At 34.4% G+C, this 21554-nt stretch carries 16 protein-coding genes and 1 pseudogene; 6 read left to right on the forward strand and 11 right to left on the reverse strand.

All coding sequences use genetic code 11. From position 1 onward, the window contains the following. Positions 1 to 45 precede the first annotated feature (45 nt). Positions 46 to 966, forward strand: a complete 921-nt coding sequence (locus PEPCATONIAE_RS08070) for a Ppx/GppA phosphatase family protein (RefSeq protein ID WP_138160631.1) — start codon at positions 46 to 48, stop codon at positions 964 to 966. Beyond that, positions 956 to 3058: a polyphosphate kinase 1 gene (gene ppk1 / locus PEPCATONIAE_RS08075; RefSeq protein WP_138160632.1), complete on the forward strand. Its 2103-nt coding sequence runs from the start codon at positions 956 to 958 to the stop codon at positions 3056 to 3058. Before PEPCATONIAE_RS08070 ends, ppk1 begins: the two co-directional genes overlap by 11 nt. A gap of 26 nt (positions 3059 to 3084) precedes the next feature. On the opposite strand, the gene PEPCATONIAE_RS08080 is transcribed toward ppk1, so the two are convergent. Beyond that, a complete protein-coding gene (locus PEPCATONIAE_RS08080) occupies positions 3085 to 3540 on the reverse strand; it encodes a nucleoside deaminase (RefSeq protein WP_138160633.1) in 456 nt (151 codons plus the stop codon). Between the two features lie 981 nt (positions 3541 to 4521). Between PEPCATONIAE_RS08080 and PEPCATONIAE_RS08085 the strand changes: the two genes are divergently transcribed. The 3 genes from PEPCATONIAE_RS08085 (at position 4522) to PEPCATONIAE_RS08095 (ending at position 9551) form a co-directional block, all read left to right on the forward strand. Further along, the gene (locus tag PEPCATONIAE_RS08085; RefSeq protein ID WP_180339377.1) at positions 4522 to 5538 is read left to right on the forward strand and encodes a copper amine oxidase N-terminal domain-containing protein; all 1017 of its coding nucleotides are present in this window, start codon (positions 4522 to 4524) and stop codon (positions 5536 to 5538) included. A 313-nt stretch (positions 5539 to 5851) separates the two neighbouring features. Continuing rightward, a complete protein-coding gene (locus tag PEPCATONIAE_RS08090) occupies positions 5852 to 6583 on the forward strand; it encodes a class B sortase (RefSeq protein ID WP_138160635.1) in 732 nt (243 codons plus the stop codon). Between the two features lie 151 nt (positions 6584 to 6734). Next, a complete protein-coding gene (locus tag PEPCATONIAE_RS08095) occupies positions 6735 to 9551 on the forward strand; it encodes an S-layer homology domain-containing protein (RefSeq protein ID WP_138160636.1) in 2817 nt (938 codons plus the stop codon). Positions 9552 to 9654: 103 nt separating this feature from the next. On the opposite strand, the gene PEPCATONIAE_RS08100 is transcribed toward PEPCATONIAE_RS08095, so the two are convergent. The 7 genes from PEPCATONIAE_RS08100 to PEPCATONIAE_RS08130 are packed head-to-tail and all read right to left on the reverse strand — an operon-like array spanning position 9655 to position 15100. Continuing rightward, on the reverse strand, positions 9655 to 10188 hold the full coding sequence (locus PEPCATONIAE_RS08100) for a hypothetical protein (protein WP_138160637.1): 534 nt from the start codon (positions 10186 to 10188) through the stop codon (positions 9655 to 9657). Positions 10189 to 10197: 9 nt separating this feature from the next. After that, positions 10198 to 10827 carry an ATP-binding cassette domain-containing protein gene (locus PEPCATONIAE_RS08105; protein WP_180339378.1) on the reverse strand — a complete coding sequence of 210 codons (630 nt, stop codon included), beginning with the start codon at positions 10825 to 10827 and terminating at the stop codon, positions 10198 to 10200. Beyond that, on the reverse strand, positions 10802 to 11530 hold the full coding sequence (locus PEPCATONIAE_RS08110) for an ABC transporter permease (RefSeq protein WP_180339379.1): 729 nt from the start codon (positions 11528 to 11530) through the stop codon (positions 10802 to 10804). The genes PEPCATONIAE_RS08105 and PEPCATONIAE_RS08110 overlap by 26 nt, the downstream gene beginning before the upstream one ends. Further along, on the reverse strand, positions 11517 to 12422 hold the full coding sequence (locus PEPCATONIAE_RS08115) for an ABC transporter substrate-binding protein (RefSeq protein ID WP_180339380.1): 906 nt from the start codon (positions 12420 to 12422) through the stop codon (positions 11517 to 11519). Before PEPCATONIAE_RS08115 ends, PEPCATONIAE_RS08110 begins: the two co-directional genes overlap by 14 nt. A 32-nt stretch (positions 12423 to 12454) precedes the next feature. Next, positions 12455 to 13948, reverse strand: a complete 1494-nt coding sequence (locus PEPCATONIAE_RS08120; protein ID WP_138160641.1) for a 4Fe-4S dicluster domain-containing protein — start codon at positions 13946 to 13948, stop codon at positions 12455 to 12457. Between the two features lie 9 nt (positions 13949 to 13957). Further along, positions 13958 to 14221 (reverse strand): (2Fe-2S) ferredoxin domain-containing protein, encoded by a 264-nt coding sequence (locus PEPCATONIAE_RS08125; RefSeq protein WP_138160642.1) that lies wholly within the window; start codon positions 14219 to 14221, stop codon positions 13958 to 13960. A gap of 48 nt (positions 14222 to 14269) precedes the next feature. Next, positions 14270 to 15100 carry a polysaccharide deacetylase family protein gene (locus PEPCATONIAE_RS08130; RefSeq protein WP_138160643.1) on the reverse strand — a complete coding sequence of 277 codons (831 nt, stop codon included), beginning with the start codon at positions 15098 to 15100 and terminating at the stop codon, positions 14270 to 14272. A gap of 60 nt (positions 15101 to 15160) precedes the next feature. Between PEPCATONIAE_RS08130 and rlmD the strand changes: the two genes are divergently transcribed. Further along, a complete protein-coding gene (gene rlmD / locus PEPCATONIAE_RS08135) occupies positions 15161 to 16486 on the forward strand; it encodes a 23S rRNA (uracil(1939)-C(5))-methyltransferase RlmD (RefSeq protein ID WP_138160644.1) in 1326 nt (441 codons plus the stop codon). 180 nt (positions 16487 to 16666) lie between these two features. Here the strand turns inward: rlmD and PEPCATONIAE_RS08140 are convergent, their stop codons facing one another. The 3 genes and pseudogenes from PEPCATONIAE_RS08140 to PEPCATONIAE_RS08150 form a co-directional block, all read right to left on the reverse strand. Next, entirely contained in the window at positions 16667 to 17524 is an 858-nt protein-coding gene (locus PEPCATONIAE_RS08140; protein ID WP_138160645.1) for a class B sortase, read from the reverse strand. Beyond that, complete coding sequence (locus tag PEPCATONIAE_RS08145) at positions 17524 to 20331, reverse strand: thioester domain-containing protein (protein WP_138160646.1); 2808 nt, start codon at positions 20329 to 20331, stop codon at positions 17524 to 17526. Before PEPCATONIAE_RS08145 ends, PEPCATONIAE_RS08140 begins: the two co-directional genes overlap by 1 nt. Before the next feature lie 227 nt (positions 20332 to 20558). Then, positions 20559 to 21497, reverse strand: a pseudogene (locus PEPCATONIAE_RS08150) (IS30 family transposase). Positions 21498 to 21554 lie beyond the last annotated feature (57 nt).

Genomic DNA, 21554 nt, shown 5'->3' on the forward strand with positions numbered 1-21554 from the left:
AAATTTTACATTTACATGATATAAATTATAGGACAGGAGGATTCCATGGAAGGCAACAAAATGTACGGAGTTATAGATATAGGCTCAAACACTGTTAGGTTTAATATATACAAGGACAATAAAAACAAGTATAGGGTTGTATCAGGCAAAAAAACTTTTGCCGGTTTAAGCTCCTATGTAGAAGATAATCTAATGACAGAAGCGGGTATAAATAAAGTTATCAAGATCCTTAACAAGTTTAAAAAAACTATTTCAGATCTTAATATTAAGGAATACTATATTTTCGCCACTGCTGCAATTAGAAATGTAGACAATTCAACTGATGTTCTTAGTCGAATTAGAGAAGAAACGGGACTTGATGTTACTCTTCTTAGTGGAAAAATGGAAGGATTTTGTGATTTTTTAGGTCTTAGTATAGATATTGACATTGAAGAAGGATATATAATTGATATAGGCGGTGGCTCCACAGAAATAATTTTAGTAAATCAATCTGAATACGTGGACTCTGTAAGTATACCTGAGGGTTCCCTATCCTTATTTAAAAAATATGTATCCGGAGTTATTCCCACTATGGAAAACTATTACGAAATTGAATCTCACATTACCAAGCTCCTTAAAGACTATCCCATACCTATGGTTAAAACAGTTAACCTTTACGGAATAGGGGGAACTGTTCGTGCAACAGGTAATATATCCCAGGAATTTTTTAGTAAATACACAAACAGGCACATTAACCTAAATGAAGTGGACGAACTTATAGTAAGATTTATTAAAAATGATCCTAGGCTTTTAAGAACCACCCTACAGGTAACTCCTGAACGTATTCACACACAGGTTCCCGGTATGATTATTTTAAAAAGAGTTATGAGAATGTTTAATATAGGAGAAATTGACATATCTAAAAACGGAGTTAAGGAAGGTTACCTTTACTTAAAACAAAAGGAGATAAAGGATAATGGATTTTAGTTACACCCAAAATAGAGAGCTCTCATGGATAAACTTTAACAAGAGAGTAATGGAGGAGGCCCTTGGAGAATCAGTGCCCCTATTTGAAAAACTTAATTTCCTAAAAATATTCTGTTCCAATTTAGACGAGTTCTTTATGATTAGAGTCGGAGGTCTAACAGATCTAAGTCTACTTAAAGATCAACAGACTGATAACAAAAGTGGACTTACAGCATCAGAGCAACTTCAAATTATTTTTAATTCCATGGAGGATCTATACAAGAAAAAGGACAAGGTCTTTGAAACTGTTGAAGCTGAATTTAGAAAAGACGGTATCTATAATTTATCTACCGAAGAACTTACTAAGGCTCAAAGAAAAGCTGTTTATAAATATTTTAAAGACTACATAATGCCTGTCCTCTCCCCTTTAACCATAGGTATACAAAGGCCCTTCCCCTTTTTGGAAAACGGCTGCGAATATCTTATTCTTGAAATGGAAAAAAACGGAGAAACAAAATACGGCATAATGGCACTGCCTAACATCCTGCCTAAAATAATAAAGCTTACATCATCTACCGGCTATCCCTTTATAAGAACATCAAAGGTTATTTATGAGTATGCTGAGGAATGCTACCCCAAATCTCAAATAACCGCCAAAACAATAATAAGGGTTACGAGAAATGCCGACCTTTCCGCAGATGATGAAATTTCTTATGACGAAGTGGACTACAGGTCCCATATGAAAAAAATCCTTAAAAAAAGAAAAAGACTTCAGGCTGTAAGAGTCGAAGTAAATGAAAAAGCCAAGGATTCCTTCGAGACCCTTCTATGTAAAGAATTAAACATATCGGCAAATCAAATTATTCAAAGCGATGCTCCCCTTTCCATGGACTATGTAAGTGAACTTAGGGACTATCTAAGTGATGAATTTATAAATCAAAATTCCTACAACAATTACCTTCCCAAGCTTGGAGAAAAATTCGGATTTACCGGAGATCTTATAGACAAGCTTAGAAAAAAAGACTACCTTTTAAGCTACCCCTACGACAGTATGGAATCCTTCCTTAAACTAATAGAACAGGCCTCAACTGATGACAGAGTTGTAAGTATAAAAATTACCATTTATAGACTTGCTAAAAACTCAAGACTTGTAAACTCCCTTTGCAGAGCTGCGGAAAACGGCAAGGAGGTCCTTGTTATTATGGAGCTTAGAGCAAGATTTGATGAGCAAAGTAACCTTGACTACTCAAAACAGCTTTTCGATTCAGGTTGCAACATAATCTACGGAATGGCAGGCTACAAGGTCCATTCTAAAATCTGCCTAATCACCCTAAAGGATGAAATAGGTTGGAGCTACATAACCCAAATAGGTACAGGCAACTACAACGAGATAACTGCAAGAGGCTATTCCGACTTGTGCCTTATGACATCAAACTTTGAAATTGGAAAGGATGCAGTGAGATTTTTTAAAAATCTTTCAACGGGAAATCTTGACGGAAAGTACAAGTACCTTCTTCAATCGCCTTCCACTTTAAAATCATCGCTGCTTTTAGCAATGGATGAGGAGATTCAAAAAGGTCCTGATGGCTTTATCTTCTTTAAAATGAATTCATTAACAGACAGGGACTTTATAGATAAGCTACAAGAAGCCTCCATGGCAGGAGTAAAGGTTCAGCTTATTGTAAGAGGAATTTGCTGTCTGCTTCCGGGAATAGAGGGCAAGACGGAAAACATAGAAGCAAGGTCAATTGTAGGAAGATTTTTGGAACATGCAAGGGTCTATGTTCTCGGTAAAAATAATCCCAAGGTCTATATAGGTTCTGCAGACCTTATGACTAGAAACACCGAGCATAGAGTGGAACTCCTTTGCCCCATTCTTGATGACAAGATAAAAGATAGAATACTTAAATTTATGGACATACAATTCTCAGACAATATAAAAGGCAGAAGGTTCGGTTCAGATGGAAATTTATACAAGATTATTGATGACAAAGCTAAAATAAGCTCACAAAACTATTTTATGGAAGAGGAATACAAATTAGAAGAAAGTAAGCCTGAAAAACAAAGCATCCTAAAGTCAATCGTATCAGTCTTTAAAAAACTCTTTAAGTAATAAAAAAAATCGGTAGCGATAAAAAACTACCGGTTTTTTTTATCCCTTAGGTCGGAAAAAAAATCAGAAATTAAATTAGAGCACTCCTTTTCCATAAGACCGAAAACACACTGGCAGGTGTGATTAAAATTATAATCCAGTAAATTTATCTTGGAGCCGCAGCAACCGAATCTTTCATTTCTTGCACCTATATAAACCTTGTTTATTCTAAAATTTAAAATAGCACCGGCACACATGGCACAAGGCTCCAGAGTAACATACATATCACACATATCAAGCCTGTAGCTTCCCATAGCTCTTGCAGCATCCCTTAAAGCAACTATCTCCGCATGAAGAGAAGCATCTTTTTCAAACTCCTTTTTATTGAAACCTCTGCCTATTATCTCCTTGTCCTTAACAATTACACAGCCTACAGGTATATCACCATTTTTATAGGAGATGGTTGCAAGTCTAAGGGCCTCCTTCATATAGATATCTTCCATAAAAATCACCATCTTCATACTAACATAAAAATAAAATAAAAAATTTAAAAAATTTTTTATAAAAATGTTTTAAAAAACTTTTATAGGGTATTACTTTAATACCAAAGAATTATAATAAATTTCTTTGGTGGGACCTTGACAAATCCATCCGATATTTTGTCGTCACCAGGACGTTAATATAGATGTAAGATACCTACATTCATTTAAGTATTCCATCATCTATTTTAAACTTATAATTTTAAAATCTCCGTAACTTAAGAGTTGGGTTCGGGTTCAGGTTTTATAACGTTAAGTTTAAAAAATATCAGAAAATGTATTAGAAAAGGTTTAGGTTTATCTCTAAGTAAGTTAGTTAAGGGTTATGTCCCTAATTAGTATGTTTGCTTATAGAAGATAAGTTTGTATTCCCGTTTAAATATTTAAGATAGGTTTATATAATATTTAAACAACTAGAAGTATTAAAATCAATTGATCTCCTTTCGATTAAAGAATGTTTCCCGACAATTAACGAAGAGCAAGTGATTGTTAGAGGAAATTCCATTAAATTTAAATAAATTATGAGATGAATCCTTTAGTTGACAATTGATTAAACAGTCAGGTCGGTAAGGTTAACCGATTAAATGATAATTTTTATGAATAGAAGGTTGATAGAGTAGTGATTGAACCAAAAGATTTTTGTCGGATGGATTTGTTTAAGATCTAAAAAGATAGTGGCATTTATTAAATAAATACACTATCTTTTTTTATGTCCTTATTCTTATATCATTATCTCCCTTGTTTTTTAATTAAATTTCTTACAAATTCTTTTAAGCTAATCCAAATCATTTATAAAAAATCTTATTTTCTTTCGATTTTTATTAATTTATTCATGTTAAAAGGTTAAACGACAAAAAATTCTTCATGCAATTAAAAATTAAAAGTTTATTAACTATAAACCTTATACAGATTAAGTATGATATTATATTCCAAGGAGGAGATTTAATGAAAAGAAAAATTTCGCTATTATTAGTATTTATTTTGCTTCTTGCAATACCTGTAAATGTATTTGCAAAGCGTCACGAAAACAGAGACATTAAAATATGGATTAACGACAGATATATAATGAGTGACGTTCACCCTTATATTAAAAACAACAGAACCTTCGTACCCTTGAGATTCGTTTCAGAAGAGCTTGGATACAAGGTTACCTGGGAGGGAAAAAGCAGAAGTGTAATTGTAGAGGATGGATCAAACAAACTTATTTTTAAGGTAGGCTCAGCCAAGGTAAATGTAAATGGAAATTTTGAAACAATTGATGCACCTGTAGGCCTAAGAGATGACAGAACCTTTGTACCCCTAAGATTTATCTCTGAAAGAATGGGTGGATCAGTAGGCTACGATGTAACTAACAAGGTTGCACTAATAGGAAATGTAGATGACTATATACCTGATGCTTACTATGAAATTAAATACTATGAAGGTAATAATCAACCTATAATCTTAAACTTTACAGTTAACTTTTACACTATGGAAATAAAAGATAGTTCAGGTAAAACTATTCAGTTTAACGATGACAGAGAAGTTGTAACTTATTTGGAAAAAAATCCACAAGCAGCGCCTGAAAGTACAAATAATGTACCTACAGATAAACAACTTAAAGACCAATACTATGTTTCCCCTGAGTATCAAGATCCTTTTGTAGGTTCCTGGTATGGTAGAACAAAGACTATAGGCACTAATGAATACTATGACGCCTATGCCTATATTGAAAGCACAGGTAAGGGCAAGTATACTATAAGGCATAGATCCATTAAGTCTAACGGATCTGAACTTGTAACTGAATCAAATGCTTTTATAAATGAAGACGGAAACTTTGAAGTGGAAGCATCCCATGCAACCACCTTGGCAACAGGAGACTTTAGTTATAGCTGGTACCATGTCCATGAAGAATATATATTTGACGGAGTGGGATATATGTATGAAAGCTCAGACCCTCTAAGAAACCTAACTAAATATTAAAAAACAAATAAAGATCCCCGGATTGAATTATAAATCCGGGGCTTTCTTTATTTATACCAGCTTTAAAACTTTTGATACCTTTAAGTCGCCTAAGTCTTATATAAAATTTAAAATTAATTTATATGTAAAGTTTCTTTCAATTTCTAAAAAATCGTTGACCCTAAAAATTTTTAATACTATGCTTCTATATAAGTATAAATTATTGCCTTATAATAATTTAAGAACATCATTGTAAAACAAGCTTTTATATACAAGAAGGATAGTTGAATTAACAGGTCTTATTTGTAAATACATAAGATACAAGGAGAAGAGAATGAAAGGAAAAATTATATCCATTATAAGATTAATTTTAATAGTGGTCTTGGCTATAAGCCTTTATAAAATTTATAACTACTATCAGGCCGGCAAAGAATATGAAAAAAGTATTGCAGAAGTTCAAGAACAACTTTATACACAGGAAGAACAATCCTCAGGCTACACCATTAACGAGGATGAAATAGCAAGGGGAAGAATTGCCGACCTTAAATCAGCCTATCCCTTTGTTGTAGCTTGGATAAAAATTCCCCATACAAGTATAGACTACCCCGTAGTAAAGACAAAGGACAACGACTTCTTTTTAACCCACAACTACAAGGGAGAATATAATCCCTTCGGTGCCATATATATGGACTTCAGAAATAACGAGCTTTTCACCGACCAAAACACAATACTCTATGGACACAACGTAATTAGGGGAGGCAACTTTAGAGACCTTCACCTTTATGAAAAAGAAGGATTTTTTGAAAAATCTCCTTATATAGAAATCTTAACAACAGAAGGCTACAAAAAATATCAAATATTTGCCGCCTATATAGCAGGGCCCTTGGACAAGTTCAGAAGTCCAAGCTATAGCCCTGAGGAGGCTGAGGACTTAAAGGCATATATAAAAGAAAGAAATATTTTATCAGCTGACCTTCCTGAGGACTTTAAAGATGTTATAACCCTTCAAACCTGTTCGCCGAACAATAAACGTCTTGTCATTCAAGGAGTAAAAATAGAAGATTAAAGGCAAATAAGAACAAAATACAAATAATAATATACATCCTCCTAACTGAAAATAACAGTAAGAGGATGTTTTTTTGGAATATAGAATTTTATAAGATTAGAGAGTATAATGAAGTTGAATTTGTTAAATAAAACACACGAGGAGATGTTCTATGAAAAAGAAACTATTTGCAATTATGTTAATCTTTGTTTTTGTCTTTTCCTTTAAGGCGCAAGTTTTTGCAGAAACTTTACCTACAGATGAAAAGGAAGAAACAAAAGAAGTAAAAACTTTAATGGTAAATGAAAAAGAAGAAGCAAGAACTTTAATGGAGGACGAAAAACTTTTAAGAGCACCATCTTTAGAAAAAACTTTCATTTTGACAGAACTTGATAAGGCCACAAATACAGAAACAGAAATTGGTCAGTATGACACTTTGTTTAAAGCCATGGAAGCGCTTTCTAAAAGGGATCGAAATAATAAAGACTATGTATTAACTTTGACAAAAGATTATATAGACTTTAATGTAGAGGGTACATATAATGTTCAAAATGTTAATTTGACTGTAAAATCCGACGATAACGGTCCTCATACTCTTAAAGCATCTTTTTATAACCCTGCGTCACAAAGGCAAGGATACGCTTTTTTATTTAGCGACACTTCCAATATAAAATTTGAAAATATTACTCTAGATGGAGAAGGAAAGTCTCCTTTTATATCTACCACCAGATCTCATTATGATCAAATGTCTTACCCTACTGTAACTTTGGGAAATGGCACCCTTGTACAAAATTTTGTTGCAGTAACAGATGGAGGAGCAGAATTTAATTCTCCAATTGAAATTGACGGCAAGCTTATAATTGAGGATGGTGCAACTATAAAGGACAACACCAATAATAAAAGTGGTAAAGGGATAATTTACTGCACTAGAGGAGAAATTGAAATTAATGGCGGAACTTTTGAAAATAATGAATCTTCTAATTATGGCGGACTTATTATGGCCTTTAGTGACGTTAAAGTTACAATTAATGGCGGTGAATTTGTAGGCAATAAAGCAAAAAATGGAGGAGTTATATACTCAAACGGAGAATTAAATATTAACGGCGGTAATTTTGTAAACAACCAAGCAAGTTATGTAGGTGGAGTTGTACATGCCGGAGCAAAAGCACAAGTCAAAATAAAAAATGCAAACTTTGCAAACAACTCTGGTAATTTTGGCGGAGCAATTTATACAAGTAATTCAAAAAATGTAATAATTGAAGACTGTGATTTTAATTCCAATGTATCAGGATTTGGAGCAATTTATTTTAACGGTGGCTCCAATGAGTCAATAAAAAACTCAAGATTTAATAATAATTTCGCATTTAAGATAGGTAGTGCTATATACAATCGCAATAGCGATGTTAAGGTCGAAAATTCAGAATTTAAAAATAATGGAGAAATTACTGACTCCGGTAAAACATACACTTGCGTACATGGCGGAGCGATAGCAGTAGAAAAATTAAATAATGATAATACAAAGCTAACTGTAAAAGCTTCTACTTTTGAGGGTAATAAAGCAGAAAAAGATGGAGGAGCAATTCACACAAGTGACAGCAAATATGAACCTGTAATTGATCCCAATACCGACTATAAAACCCTTGATATTGACGGAGATACAGTTTTTAAAAACAACAGTGCTTCAGGTTATTTCAATCCCCCTGAAAACATAAGTGAACTTGCAAATATAAAATTTAAAGAATCATCTTTTAAAGGAACGGATAAAGTTAAACCAGATCATATACTTAATAATTACGATATTAATTACAAAGCAAATATAGTTGTAACCTATAATCCAAACAATGGAGATAAGGTCTATGAAGACAAATTAAAAGGCAATGACATTAGCCAATATGTAATTAAATCAGATAAAGATGTAAACTTTACAAATAATGCTAAACTTTTAGGATGGTCAAGGGATAAAAACGCTACTGAACCTGAATACAAAGTTGGAGATAAGGTTGATTTAAACAGCAACTTATATCTATATGCCGTTTGGGAAAAAAGTGTAGTTGTAACCTATGATCCCAACAACGGAGATAAAGTATATGAGGATAAATTAGAAGGCGGTAATATTAGCCAATATGTAATTAAATCAGATAAAGATGTAAACTTTACAAGTAATGCTAAGCTTTTAGGATGGTCAAGGGATAAAAACGCTACTGAACCTGAATACAAAGTTGGAGATAAGGTTGATTTAAACAGCAACCTATACCTATATGCCCTTTGGGCAAAAAAAGAAGTGCCTACACCCCAACCAAGGCCAGCTATTGAAGTCGGCACACTTATAAGACCCCTTGAACAAAAAGTTGAACCTAATGTAGAAACTCATATAGCCTACATTAAAGGTTATCCCGACAACACTGTAAGACCTGAAGGAAGCATTACAAGAGCAGAGGCTGTTACGATGCTGGTAAGGCTTAAAGGCTACCCACTTATAGAGGCAAGGGAAATCTTTAAGGATGTAGAAAAAGATAAATGGTACTCACCCTATATAGATGCTGCTTACAGACAAGGTATTCTAGAAGAAAAAGAAGGAGAGCTATTTAGACCTGATGAAAATATTACAAGAGGAGAGCTCGCACAGCTAATAAGCCACATAGACAAAAAAAGTGATGCAAAGGCCCCCTTCACCGACATAGAAGGTTACAAATACAAGGATGCCATAGACCAAAGCTACGGTAACAAAAGAATAATGGGATATCCGGACAACAGCTTCAGACCAAATGCTCAAATAACAAGAGCAGAAACTGCGGCGATGCTTAACAGGCTCTTTGACAGATCAGTAAAGGAAGAAGGGCTTAGAAATGTAGCTACAGATGGATTCAAAGACCTAAAGGATAAAAGCTACTGGGCATATTATGAGATTATCGAAGCGTCCTACACTCACAACTATATAAGACTAAATCAAAATACCATAGAAGAATTATGGAAGACAATAATAAAATAAATAAAAAAATCGCTCTTAAATGAGCGATTTTTTTATTTATTATTAACTTATTTAATTAAAAGCTTTAATAATTCAGACCTAAATAATCTTAAATACTTTTAGCCTATAAATCTCTACTAAGGTCCTCTTCCTTATCATAGCTAACCTCAATTGAGTCGGCATTTATAAAAATTCTTAAAGACGTCCAGTATTCTTCCCAAGTAATAAAGCCTTCAATTTGAAAGAACCTATAGCCTTGACTATAATAGAGCCAATTTATAGATGCATTTTTAATAATACCGAATTTGCTTTTTAAGCCCCGGGATGTATAGGCGTGATAGAGTCCATTTAAATCTGTAGAAATGGCATCTAACTCAACAATTTCTTTACCCTTAAACTTAGAGAACTCATCCTCTTTATAAAGCAGTAAGGAAGATGAATCATAATCAACCCCCTTAAAGGAAAGCTCAACATTAGAAATCATACCTTTAACCTCCATGTTTTCATTAAGCAAATAACCTCTGTCAAGCTTAAATACAAGCTCCCTTCTTTGAGGAGGAAGACAAATTTCTACTATATTCTCATCATGAAAATCAAAGGGAAAAATTTTATTCTTTTTTAAATCCAGGTAAATAATATCGCCTCCCTTTAAAGCCAATAAGTCTTACTATAAATTATCCGTCTCTTTTTCTAAAATCAAATTTTTTAACTCCCTTTCCAGGATTTCTTGAAGATTGTTATAGCTTGTTCTATAAGTTGCCTTTATAGACAAGGGTGGTCCGTCAACTAGAATAATTTCATCACAAAGGTCTATTGCAGATTTTATATCGTGACTTACCATAATAAGCTCTTCCCTTTTGCTGATAAGGTTCTTTATAAGCTCCTTTCTACCTTCATCAAGTCCCTGAAAGGGTTCATCTAATACCAAGATCCCGGGGCAAGCTAAAGCTCTTGCAAGACAAACTCTCTGACACATTCCCCCTGAAAGCTCTTTAGGTCTTTTGTCCTTGTCATTTTCCAAATCCATAATCTTTAACCACTTTATAGCCTTATCTTTTCCCATAACCATGGCCAGGTTTTCTTCTGCTGACAACCAAGGTATAAGCCTTGGCTCTTGAAAGACCATTGAAGCCTTTATTTTTTCAACCTGTCCCTCTGCTTTTTCCAAGCCGCAAAGAATTCTTAACAGGGTTGTTTTTCCTGCGCCTGATGGTCCTAAAATCCCTAAACCTTTTGCATCGGTTTTATAAGTGAAGTCTTTTAAAATTCCTTTAAAGTTTACGTGACTTAATTCCAACTTGCACCAACCTTTCCATGGCAAAGCTTAAAAGGACTAAAAGCAGAGTCCAGGCAAAAAGATCTGCCGTTTCCAAATAAGTTTTACTCTCCATAATCTTTCGTCCTATAGAAAAGGGACTGAAGCTAAGAACCTCTGCTGCAACTCCTGCTTTAAAGGCAAGACCTGTAGCCTGTCTTAGGGCGGTGGACAGATGTTTTATAGCCCAGGGCAAATCATAATTTATAAATCTTTTAGAAGGCTTGATTTCAAAAACTTCCATCATTTCTAAAAGTTTTTTATCTCTTGATATAACTGAAGCTTCTGTCGCCGTCCAAAATATAGGCATGGCCATTAAAAAGCTAATGAGAATAGGCAAAAAATTTGAATTAAGCCACAAGAGTGCCAGCATTATAAAGCTTACTACAGGCACACTTTTAAGCATAGTAAGCCAAGGGTTTAAAAGCTGTCCGGCCTTTGGAGAAAAGCCTGTTAAAAACCCTAAGGGTAATCCCACAGCCAAGGCAAGAAAAAGTGCAAAAGCAACTCTAATACTTGATACTACTAAAATTATATAGCTTTCCCTTGATGCCAGTATATTAAAAAGAGCTGCCAGGGTCTTAATAGGCCCCGGCAGATACAAATCATTTCCTACTATTAAAGAAATCAGTCCCCAAATGGGAATGCAAAAAAACCATGCTAGAGGTTCACTAATTCGCTTCATAAAAATCATCTTCCGGTAAAGCTCCACCTATTGCCTTGGGATTTTCTTCCATAAGCAATTGTAAAAAGGCTTCCACATCTTCTTTAGACTCTTGAGGTTTAAGATAAACAATGCCTGAAGAAGGCAAAGCTTTTTCCGCCAAGCTCTCATCTTCTAAAATTCCATAGGACTTAATAAGTCCTGCTGCAGCTTTAGGATCATTTAAAACCTTGTCTACAGAACTTTCATATTCCTTTAAAAATTTTTCAATTTCATTGCCCTTTTCTTTCAACTTATCCTCAGTTGTAATAAGGCAACCCATAGTAAGTAGATGTCCTGTCTTTTCCTTGTAGGCTTCAGCTAAATTGTAAGCAAGCTGACCGCCTTCTATTTTATTAAGATAAAGGCTTACAAAGGGCTCCGGTAAAAGGTAATAGTCTCCTCTATTTTCACTTGCAGATGCTATAACATCACTATGAGTTGGCAAATAATCCACCTTTACATTTATCCCTTTAGTTAAATAGTTTAAGATATACATGGGAGTTGCCCCTTGACCTGCACTGACAATGGTTTTTCCCTCCAGGTCTTCAAAATCATTTAAAGGCTCCTTACCCAATAAATAAAGATTTCCCACTGTATTAACAGCTAAAAGGCGAACCTGTCCATCCATTTTTTGATAAAGGTTGGCTGCCATATTTATAGGAACCATGGCAAGATCTGCTTCCTTTCCCGTAACCTTGCCTAAAATCTCATCAGGTGCTGATACTAGGTCCATAGTCTTTGCAGCCTTTGTATAAACAAGTCCCATAGAAGTAGGTCCCTTTAAGCTTACAAGTTTAAGATCTTCTTCCTTGGAACAAGCCGCTAAAATCACTAGCATTAATATAATTAACAGTTTAAGCTTTCTTTTCATTAAAATTTTCTCCATAGTTAAAATATTTATAGTCAATCTTTAATTATAGGATTGTCCATAGGCTTTTCGTACTTGCTCTTATTTTTAAAAGCCTCAAGGGCTTTTTTCGCTCTTGAAACTGATGCCAGAACTCCCGGTCCTCCTATACAACCCCCAGGACAGGCCATACCCTCTAAAAGATAACCGTCCTTTCTACCTGCCTTCGCCATACGCATAATCTTAACACATTCATGAAGACCGTCAGCCTTTTCGTGAAGAACCTCCCTTTCAGGGTCAAGGGTTTTGATTACACTTAATACAGCTTCAGCAACTCCTCCTGAGCTTGCAAATCCTCTTCCTAAACTTGAAGCGTCATTAATTTCCTCTTCAACATCAAGCTCCGGAAGTTCTATATCCCTTGCTACAAACATTCCCATAAGCTCTTCAAAAGTAATAACAAAGTCAACATAAGGAGCCACATTTTCATTAAGGGCTTCCAATTTTTTGGATATACACGGTCCTATAAAAACAATTTTTGCATCTTTATTGTTTTTAGAAATATATTTAGCTGTAGCAACCATAGGTGAAGAACTGTCGGAGATATGAATCATTTCATCAGGGAATACCCTTTTTACCATGTCGGCCCAGGAAGGACAACAGCTTGTTGCCATATAGTTAAGCTTATCAGGTACATCTGATAAAAACTCCTTAGCCTCTTTCATAGTTTCAATATCTGCTCCCATTCCCACTTCCATTACATCATCAAAGCCAAGCTTCCTGATTCCTGCAAAAATTTGAGAAGGAGAAACCATAGGTCCGAATTGACTGATAAAGGCAGGTGCCACAATTGCCAAGTGCTTTTTGCCGCTCCTAAGAGATTTTACAAGCTGATAAATTTGAGATTTGTCGGCAATAGCCCCAAAGGGACAATTTGCTAAACATTGACCGCAAGATACACACTTATCCTCTTCAATTTTAGCCCGTCCTAAATGATCTGATGAAATTGCATTTACACCGCAAGCCATGGCACAAGGTCTATCATATTTTATAATTGCATTATAAGGGCAAGCATCCTTGCAGCGGCCGCACTTAATACATTTTTCCTGATCTATGTAAGCACTTGATCTTTTCATGCTGACAGCACCTACAGGACAAACATTCATACAGGGGTGAGCTAGGCACTTTCTACAATTTGACGTTACCTCAAGGGTTTTTGTAGGACATGCTTCACAGGCAAAACTTATAACATTAACCAAAGGTTTATTTAAAACGCGTTGATCTATATCTACCTCATCTATACCTGCGGCTAAGTGTCCAAGCTCTGCTGCAGTCCTTGCAGGAAGCCCCAAGGTTAAACGAAGCCTTTCTCCTACAATGGCTCTTTCCTTAAAAACACTGTCCCTATAGTTTGCCACTTCTCCGGGGATAATCTTTATAATAGCTTCTCCAAGCCCCTTTGCAAGTTCCTCATCACTATAAGCAAGTCTTGCAACCTCAGCAAAAACTTTACGTCTTATAGTAAGAATATCAGTATAATTTTCAAACATAAACTCCCCCTAGTTATCCTTATTTAAACTTTCCTGATATGCGTCCACAATTTTCTTAAGATTTCCTTGGAAGGTGGCTTTCTTTATTAATTCACCGTCAATTAAAACATAAGGACATCCGTTTTCGTCCTCCTTGCATTTTTTCATACAAGTTGATGTTTCTATTTCCAAATCAAAATCAGGAGAACTGTCCCTTAATGCCTCAAGCTGATCGAAAATAGACATTGCTCCTGTCATAACACAACGTGAACCCATGCAAATGGTAATTTTCATAAAACACCCCTTTTTACTTTTCATCTACCCCATAAGCTTACATAAGGACTAATTGTCCCTAGAACTTTTTAAAAACCTCACTGTATTTTTAATATCAGTAGTATCCCTCATATTAAACCTTTTAATTTCATAAGGATCCAAATTTCCAACCTTAGAAGCTGTTTTATCAGCTCCTACAAAACCAATTTTAAGTCCCGCATCCTTAGCAGCCTTTTTTACATCGTCATTAACCATGGCGCCGGGATAAGAAATAGCCGTTGGAAAAACCGAGGTTCTTTCATAAATAACAGTATTATTCCAAATAAGATCATCAGTAATCTTCTTTAGATAATCCTCTCTACTTTCATCCTCTCTTTTTACACTTAACCATGTTTTACCCTTATTCGCTCCATCTTGGAAAAGATCGTGAAGATTATAGGTATGACTTCCAAAATCAACAAGACCGGATTCCGCCATCTCCTGAATTTGATCAAAAGTTAAAAACCCTTGTCTACCCACATAAGAACCTATTATAAAAATTGAAGCCTTAACCTTATATTTTTTAAGTATGGGAAAAACATTGGTATAATTATCCGCGTAACCATCATCTAAAGTAATCATCACGGGATTCTCAGGCAAAGCCTTTCTGCCATAAACAATATCCTCCACATCCTTAAGATCTAAAAAAGTAAAATTACTTTCACTTAAAGACCTCACCATATCATCAAATTTTTCGCAAGAAACAACATATTCATTAGCTTCTTCATTGTCGTCTCTTATGCTATGATAAGTTATAATTGGAATTGTACCGGAGCCTACAGTTCTTATATAATTAAAGTAATAAAAGAACCCTAAAGCAAAAATAAAAATCAGCAGAGCCGGCTTTAAAAGTTTTTTCATAAAACACCTCATGCTGATTTTACCATATATTATAAAAACTTTATATAGTCGGGAGGAAGTATGGCTAAAAACAAAACAATAGAAGGAATAATTCAAGAGGTGGACTTTCCAAACAAGTCAACAATCATATATGATGGCAATGAAATAAAAATAAAAGGCGGCATACTGGGACAAATAGTAGAAATAAAAAAAGTTCGTAGGAACAAGGGACGCCTTTTAAAGGTCCTTGAAAAATCAAGTTTGGAAGAAGAGCACAACTGCCCCCACCTGAAAGAATGTGGTGGCTGCACCTACCAAACAATGACCTACGAAAAGGAACTGTCTTACAAGAAGAAGCTCTTAGAAAAGCTTTTTTCAAAAATAAGCATAGATAAAATCGACCTTATACCCTCACCTAATTACACAGCCTATAGAAATAAAATGGAATACACCTTTTCAGATGAATATAAGGACGGACCCTTAAGCCTTGGGCTTCACAAAAAAAATAAATTCTACGAAGTGGTAAACACCGACGAGTGTAACATAGTAGACCAGGACTTTAATCAAATAAGAGATTACACAAAAAAATACTTTGACGGGCTCCTTAAACCCTACCATAAAATCAGACACAACGGTGCCTTAAGACACCTCCTTATAAGAAGAAACCTTAAGGGAGACCTTTTGGTAAACCTTGTAACAAGTTCAGAGAAATACGATTACAGCGGCTACTTTGACAGTCTGTTAGAGCTTCCCCTTAAAGGTAGAATAGCAGGCCTTATTCACACTATAAACGACTCCCCCTCAGACGCCATAGTCCCTGAAAAAGTGGAGGTATATTACGGAAAAGACTACCTTATTGAAGAAATAGACGACCTTAAATTTAAAATAAGCCTTTACTCCTTCTTCCAAACCAATACCGAGTCGGCAAAGCTTTTATACCAAGAAGCAAAAAATACCATAGGAAATATAGAAGGACTTAACCTTTTAGACCTATATTCAGGAACAGGAACCATTACTCAAATTATAGGTAAACAAGCAAAAAGTGCACTGGGAATAGAAATAGTGGAAGAAGCAGTTAAGTCCGCAAGAGAAAATGCAAAGCTTAACAAGCTCGATAAAATAAAATTTATTTGCGGAGACGTATTTGAAGAAGTAAAAAACCTTAACTATAAACCGGACATTATTGTATTAGATCCACCAAGAGAAGGAATAAACCCTCGAGCCATTAATAAAATAATAGATTTTAACGTTGACAAATACCTTTACATCTCCTGCAACCCTGTGACCCTACTAAGAGATCTTGAAGTCTTTAAAGAAAGAGGCTACAAGATAGAAAAGCTAAAGGCAATAGATCAATTCCCAAGAACCTACCATGTGGAGTGTGTGGCACTGTTGATAAAAAAATAAAAATTGGAGGTAATGGTAATTTGTTTTTCAGCCACAGGCAATTTAAATATTGTAGTATTTCTGTTAAAAAGCAAAAAATAACCACCGGCATATTGGTGGTTATTTACAGTTAAAAATTATATTATCTGAGCTGTTACATTATACCAGGAACTAACATTATTTATCATTTGTAAATTCTGTTTATTTTCCTGATATTTCATCATTAATAGAGTCCATAACTTCTTCTGGTCGTATCTTTCTACTAAATACTAGCAATCGCCCATCCTTGTTTCCATAACTGCAGGTAACTAAACACATAATTTTATCATTTGGAGTAACTTCTACTGGGATATTAAAAATAGACCTTTTTTTCAATTCTTCTATTAACTTTTCTATTTCTTTTTCTCCCCCTTTTAGTTTTTCAAATCGTCTAAGATAAAAATAGTCTTTTTCGCTTTTTAGCATGGAGGATTCAAATACTGAAAATACTACATATTTTTCAGGTTCTTTTCCATAGATGGTATTCCATGTAATAATCAAATTGTCTTTTAAGTCTTCGATATTTTTATATCTTTTCAAATTACCAAATTTTCCACCATTTTTTAGATAGTGACCATATAAAATTAGATACTTGCTGTTCTCCCAGTCGGAATTTTCAACGTCTATAAATACTGTTCCGATGCTATTTCTGTGTCCGTAGAAATCGTAATTCAAGTAGTGTTCATTATCTCTATAAACTACAGGTTCATCTGCGAGTTTTCCTACTTTAATCCAACCAACTGTTTCTGGATTTATTTTTAAAAGCTGCTCAAAATTTTTTTGAATTTTGTGAGGCTCTGATTGTTGAGCCTCACTCTTTTTAGATAGTTCTATTACATCTGTGCCTCTATAATAAATCTTTCGTAATTCTTCAGTTTTTTCCAATCCTCTTTCTCGAAGTATAATCGTAGAAATGAGAATTATGCTTAGTAATATTGATACTATAAGTGATCCTTTAGATAATTTTTCATAACAAATTTTTTTATTGTTTGCCCCATTTTCAGGATCATCAAAATTCATTACTCTCTTTCCTTTTTAGTTGCGAAATATGCCGCAGCAAATATACTTATTAGCACTCCATTCATAAGGATTATTTGAATTTGATATAGAGGGTCACCAGTCTTAGGAACTTCATAATTTCTATTTAATCCTGTTTTAACTTCAGCCTTTGCAATATTTATTTCTTTTAGATTTTCATAAGTCTTAACTTCTGAAGATTCATCTACATTGTCAGTAGTTTCTTCTGGAATGTCAAGCTCAGGAATTTCTGTTTCAGTATCTTCTGTGTGGTCATCAAATGAAGTTTCTTTAAATGTGTAATAATCACCTTGCCACTCAAGTATAGTAGCTTCATTTTCAGATTCTAGAGAAGCATAAGTTACTTTTTCTTTAACATTAAATTCAAGGTCTACATTTAAATCTATATCTTGTTGTGATTCGCCTGCTCCTATAAGTGTTTGTGCAGGATGTCCATTTGGTCCCTTATCACATGAGAAAATATAAACACCGTCTTTTAGATTTTGCACTCCTTTGAGATTTATGTTAAATTTTTTGTTTCCTTTTAAAACTAATCCTGAAAGAGTATAGGTTCCATCGGAATTTTTTGTAGCCTTCTTTTCGCCTTCTTGAAGAGCTCCAGCTAACCTAAATTCATCAACTTTTTCACCGTCCGCTGTAATGTAAAGCTTAAGGTCACTAGTTTCATCATCAAATTCTACTGCCATAGCAATTTTTAAATCTGTGTTATATTTTTCCCCCTCTAGCTTTTCTTTAACAGTAAGGTCAACCATCTTTGCAAAATCATCTTTTTGAAGAATGGTATTAGATGCAGTGGCTGGTGTTCCTTCCATTCCAACGAGATATTTATAAGTTTTGTTGATTATACTTGCTTGGGGTTCTTCAGGTCCCCATGGAAATTGTAGGTCTTCACCCAACATACTTTGACCGCTGTTACCATAGCGCCAAATTGCAGCTTGTGTTGCTAAAAGCGCCATTCCGTCAGTTAGTTTATTGGACTCTTCTGCTGTCAATGCATTATTGTCAAGGAGCATTTTCTTGAAAGCATCTAATGATCCTGGACTTGGATTTTTAGGATCTTTACTTTCATTTTTAACTCCCCAATATCCTTTTAGAACTATGGAGCGTATTTTATCTTTGTGTTGGATATAATCTGTGTCTTCAAGTCTTTGCATATTGTAGTTGGAACCTTCTTGAGCATAAACATTTAAGTCTGCACAGTATGCATAATATTTCTTTCCATCTTTTCCAGTGATTTCAAATTGATCTGCACCTACGATATCTCCATCGCCGTCCCTAATGTAGATTAAGCTGAAGAGTCCAAGTTGACCTAGCCATTGAAAATATTGGCCGTTTTCGTCGTAGTCTTTTACAAAACTGCTATTAGTTTTGCCGATGTGTTTTTCATCGCTTATACCTTCTCCATCAGGTCCGACTATTGTAAAGTCTGGTAAGAATGTTTCAAGACTGTCATAGTCAAAGACTACTCTTCCATTAATTTGGCCCATTTTGCCACTAAGAGTCCTTTCTCCGTCACTAACTGTACCAGATGTTTTCTTACCGCTTTTTCTTGTAAGGGTAGTCTTGGTTACAGTATATTTTTTTAGACCATTTTCAAGGGTTTCAACCTTTGTTTCTTTAGAAATTAATTTGCCTAGAATAGGATCGGAGTATTTAACAACCTTGCCATCTTTTATTTCAACTTCGGTATAGCCTGCTATGTTTCCGTCCTTATCGTGAATTTCTGCTAGGATTTTTCCATTTACAACCTTGCCGTTTTCGTCTCTTTCAGGTTCTGGAACTTGTGGCTTTTCAGGAAGTTCATAGACTAATTCTTTCCAACCGCCGTCAGCGTGAATTTCTGCATTTGCTGGAGGATTAGTTTCAACTGTAGTTTCAGATACAGTTTCTTTAGTTTCAGTTTCATAACCAGTTATTCTACCCTTTGCATCGCGAGTATAAGTAATCTTTTCTTCAGTTACTTTGCCGTCAGGCTTAGTTATCTTTCGAGTATAAGTTGTAGAATTTTCCGCGTTAGTAACGGTGATATTTGTAATACTTCCATCTTCTTCATCACTAGAGTCTTCAGTAATCCAGTTGGAAGTGTCACCGTCTTTATGTCTAATCCAATCTGGTATGCCTAGAGTATCTTCATCAAACCAGGCATTCATATCTACAGTTACTTCTTTTTTTTCACCAGGTTTTAGTTCAATTGTAACTTCTGGTTCATCTGTCTCTATCTTCTTACCATCGCTAGTTGTAGCTTTGCTATCCTCAACTTTAATTTCTTCTTCTACTTTAACTTCAGTATCTTTTTCATCTTTAATAGTAGTAGTTTCTTTTCCTTGAGATTCGCCGCTAGCGCTAATAAGATTTCCATCTTCGTCAACTGTTTCAACAGTTTGACTATCTTCATTTCCCATCACATTTTCGTCTTGCCATTCTTTTTCTTTTTTGACTGTGGTCGTAGTTTCATTGTTTTCTTCATCCTCAACAACCGTAGTAGTTGTTGTTTCCTTAGGATCTTCAGGTGTGCCTTCTCCGCTTTCTTCAACAATATTTTCTGGAAGATTTTTCATAGGTAGATTTTTAAGTTCTTCCACTACGTCTTCGTCTTGATTTCTTGGTATTTTAACTGGAGAATCTTTTGCATCTTTTATAGCAATTGAAACTTCTAAATCTTTAGACTCATCTTTATCGGCACTATTAACAATCTCATCTGAAGCCATAACTACACTTGGAAGCAAAATTGTCATCAGAAGTACCGCCGCAAGTAAGCAAGAAATCAGCTTATAAAACTTCTTTTTCATGGTTACACCCCCTTATTAATTAATGTGGAAATGAGGATTATTTAAAATCGTCTACAAAATATATAGTAACTTTAAAATTATATTCAAGAAATTAAAATTGATTTACTAGTTTAGTTGATTATATCAATAATAAAAACCTTGTACATCACCCGAAAGGATGATATTTATAAATTTTTTTATTTTTTTGATTTTTTTCATGTGTTGATTTGCAATAATTATTGCGACACTTAGCTTAATAAATTTAATTCATGTATAAAACGTTCAAATGGTGTATCAAACTCTAGGCATTTTCTCGGTCTAGAGTTTATTTTATAAATAGCATCTATTAAATCTTCCTCTTCGATTTTAGCTAAGTCAGTTTTCTTAGGAAAAAACTCTCTAAGTAAACCATTGCTATTTTCGTTAGTTCCCCTTTGCCAAGCACTATATGGATCTGCGAAATAAAAGTCTATATTTAATTCACTTTCTATATCTTCATAACAAGCAAATTCTTTACCTCTATCTGAAGTGAATGTCTTGAATACTCCTTGTGGTAATTCTTTTGTTAAAGTGTGTATAGCATCTAACATAGATTTTTTACTGCGATCAGGCATTTTTATTGCAAAATATGCACGAGTCTTCATTTCTGCAAATGTCGCTAAGCATCCTTTACTTTTACCTCTAGATGATACTACTGTATCAAGCTCCCAATGACCAAATTCCACACGTTTTTTTACAGCTTTGGGTCTTTTAGAAATAGATGTTCCTATATTAAATTTACATCTTGTTTCTCTAGCTTTTAAAGATTTTCATTTTCTTCTTAAAACTTTAACTTATATATCCAAAAGCCCTTTATATAGCCAATTATAGATTGTTTTAAAGCTTAATTCACCTTTAAAACATCTCCCTACTATTTGTTCAGGGGACCAGGTGGCTTTTAGCTTTTCTTTGATAAATTGTTTTAACTCTTCAGTAAGTTTTGACTTTCTACCTTTGTTTTTAGAATTAATAGAATAGTCAAGATCAGCCTTTTTTGCATCATATTTGTCTTTACATCTTTTTAGCTCTCTACTAATTGATTAATGATGATAACCTAATATTTTTGCTATTTTCCTGGCTGAGTAGCCTTCATTATTTACAACTTCTATTTTATCTCTACAATCCATGGTAATATATTTATGACTCATAACAATCTCCTTCATGTCTATGTTTTTGTGGTAATTACATTTTACATGAATTGATTT

Source organism: Peptoniphilus catoniae (genome assembly GCF_901447155.2).
Classification (GTDB): Bacteria; Bacillota; Clostridia; order Tissierellales; family Peptoniphilaceae; genus Peptoniphilus_E; species Peptoniphilus_E catoniae.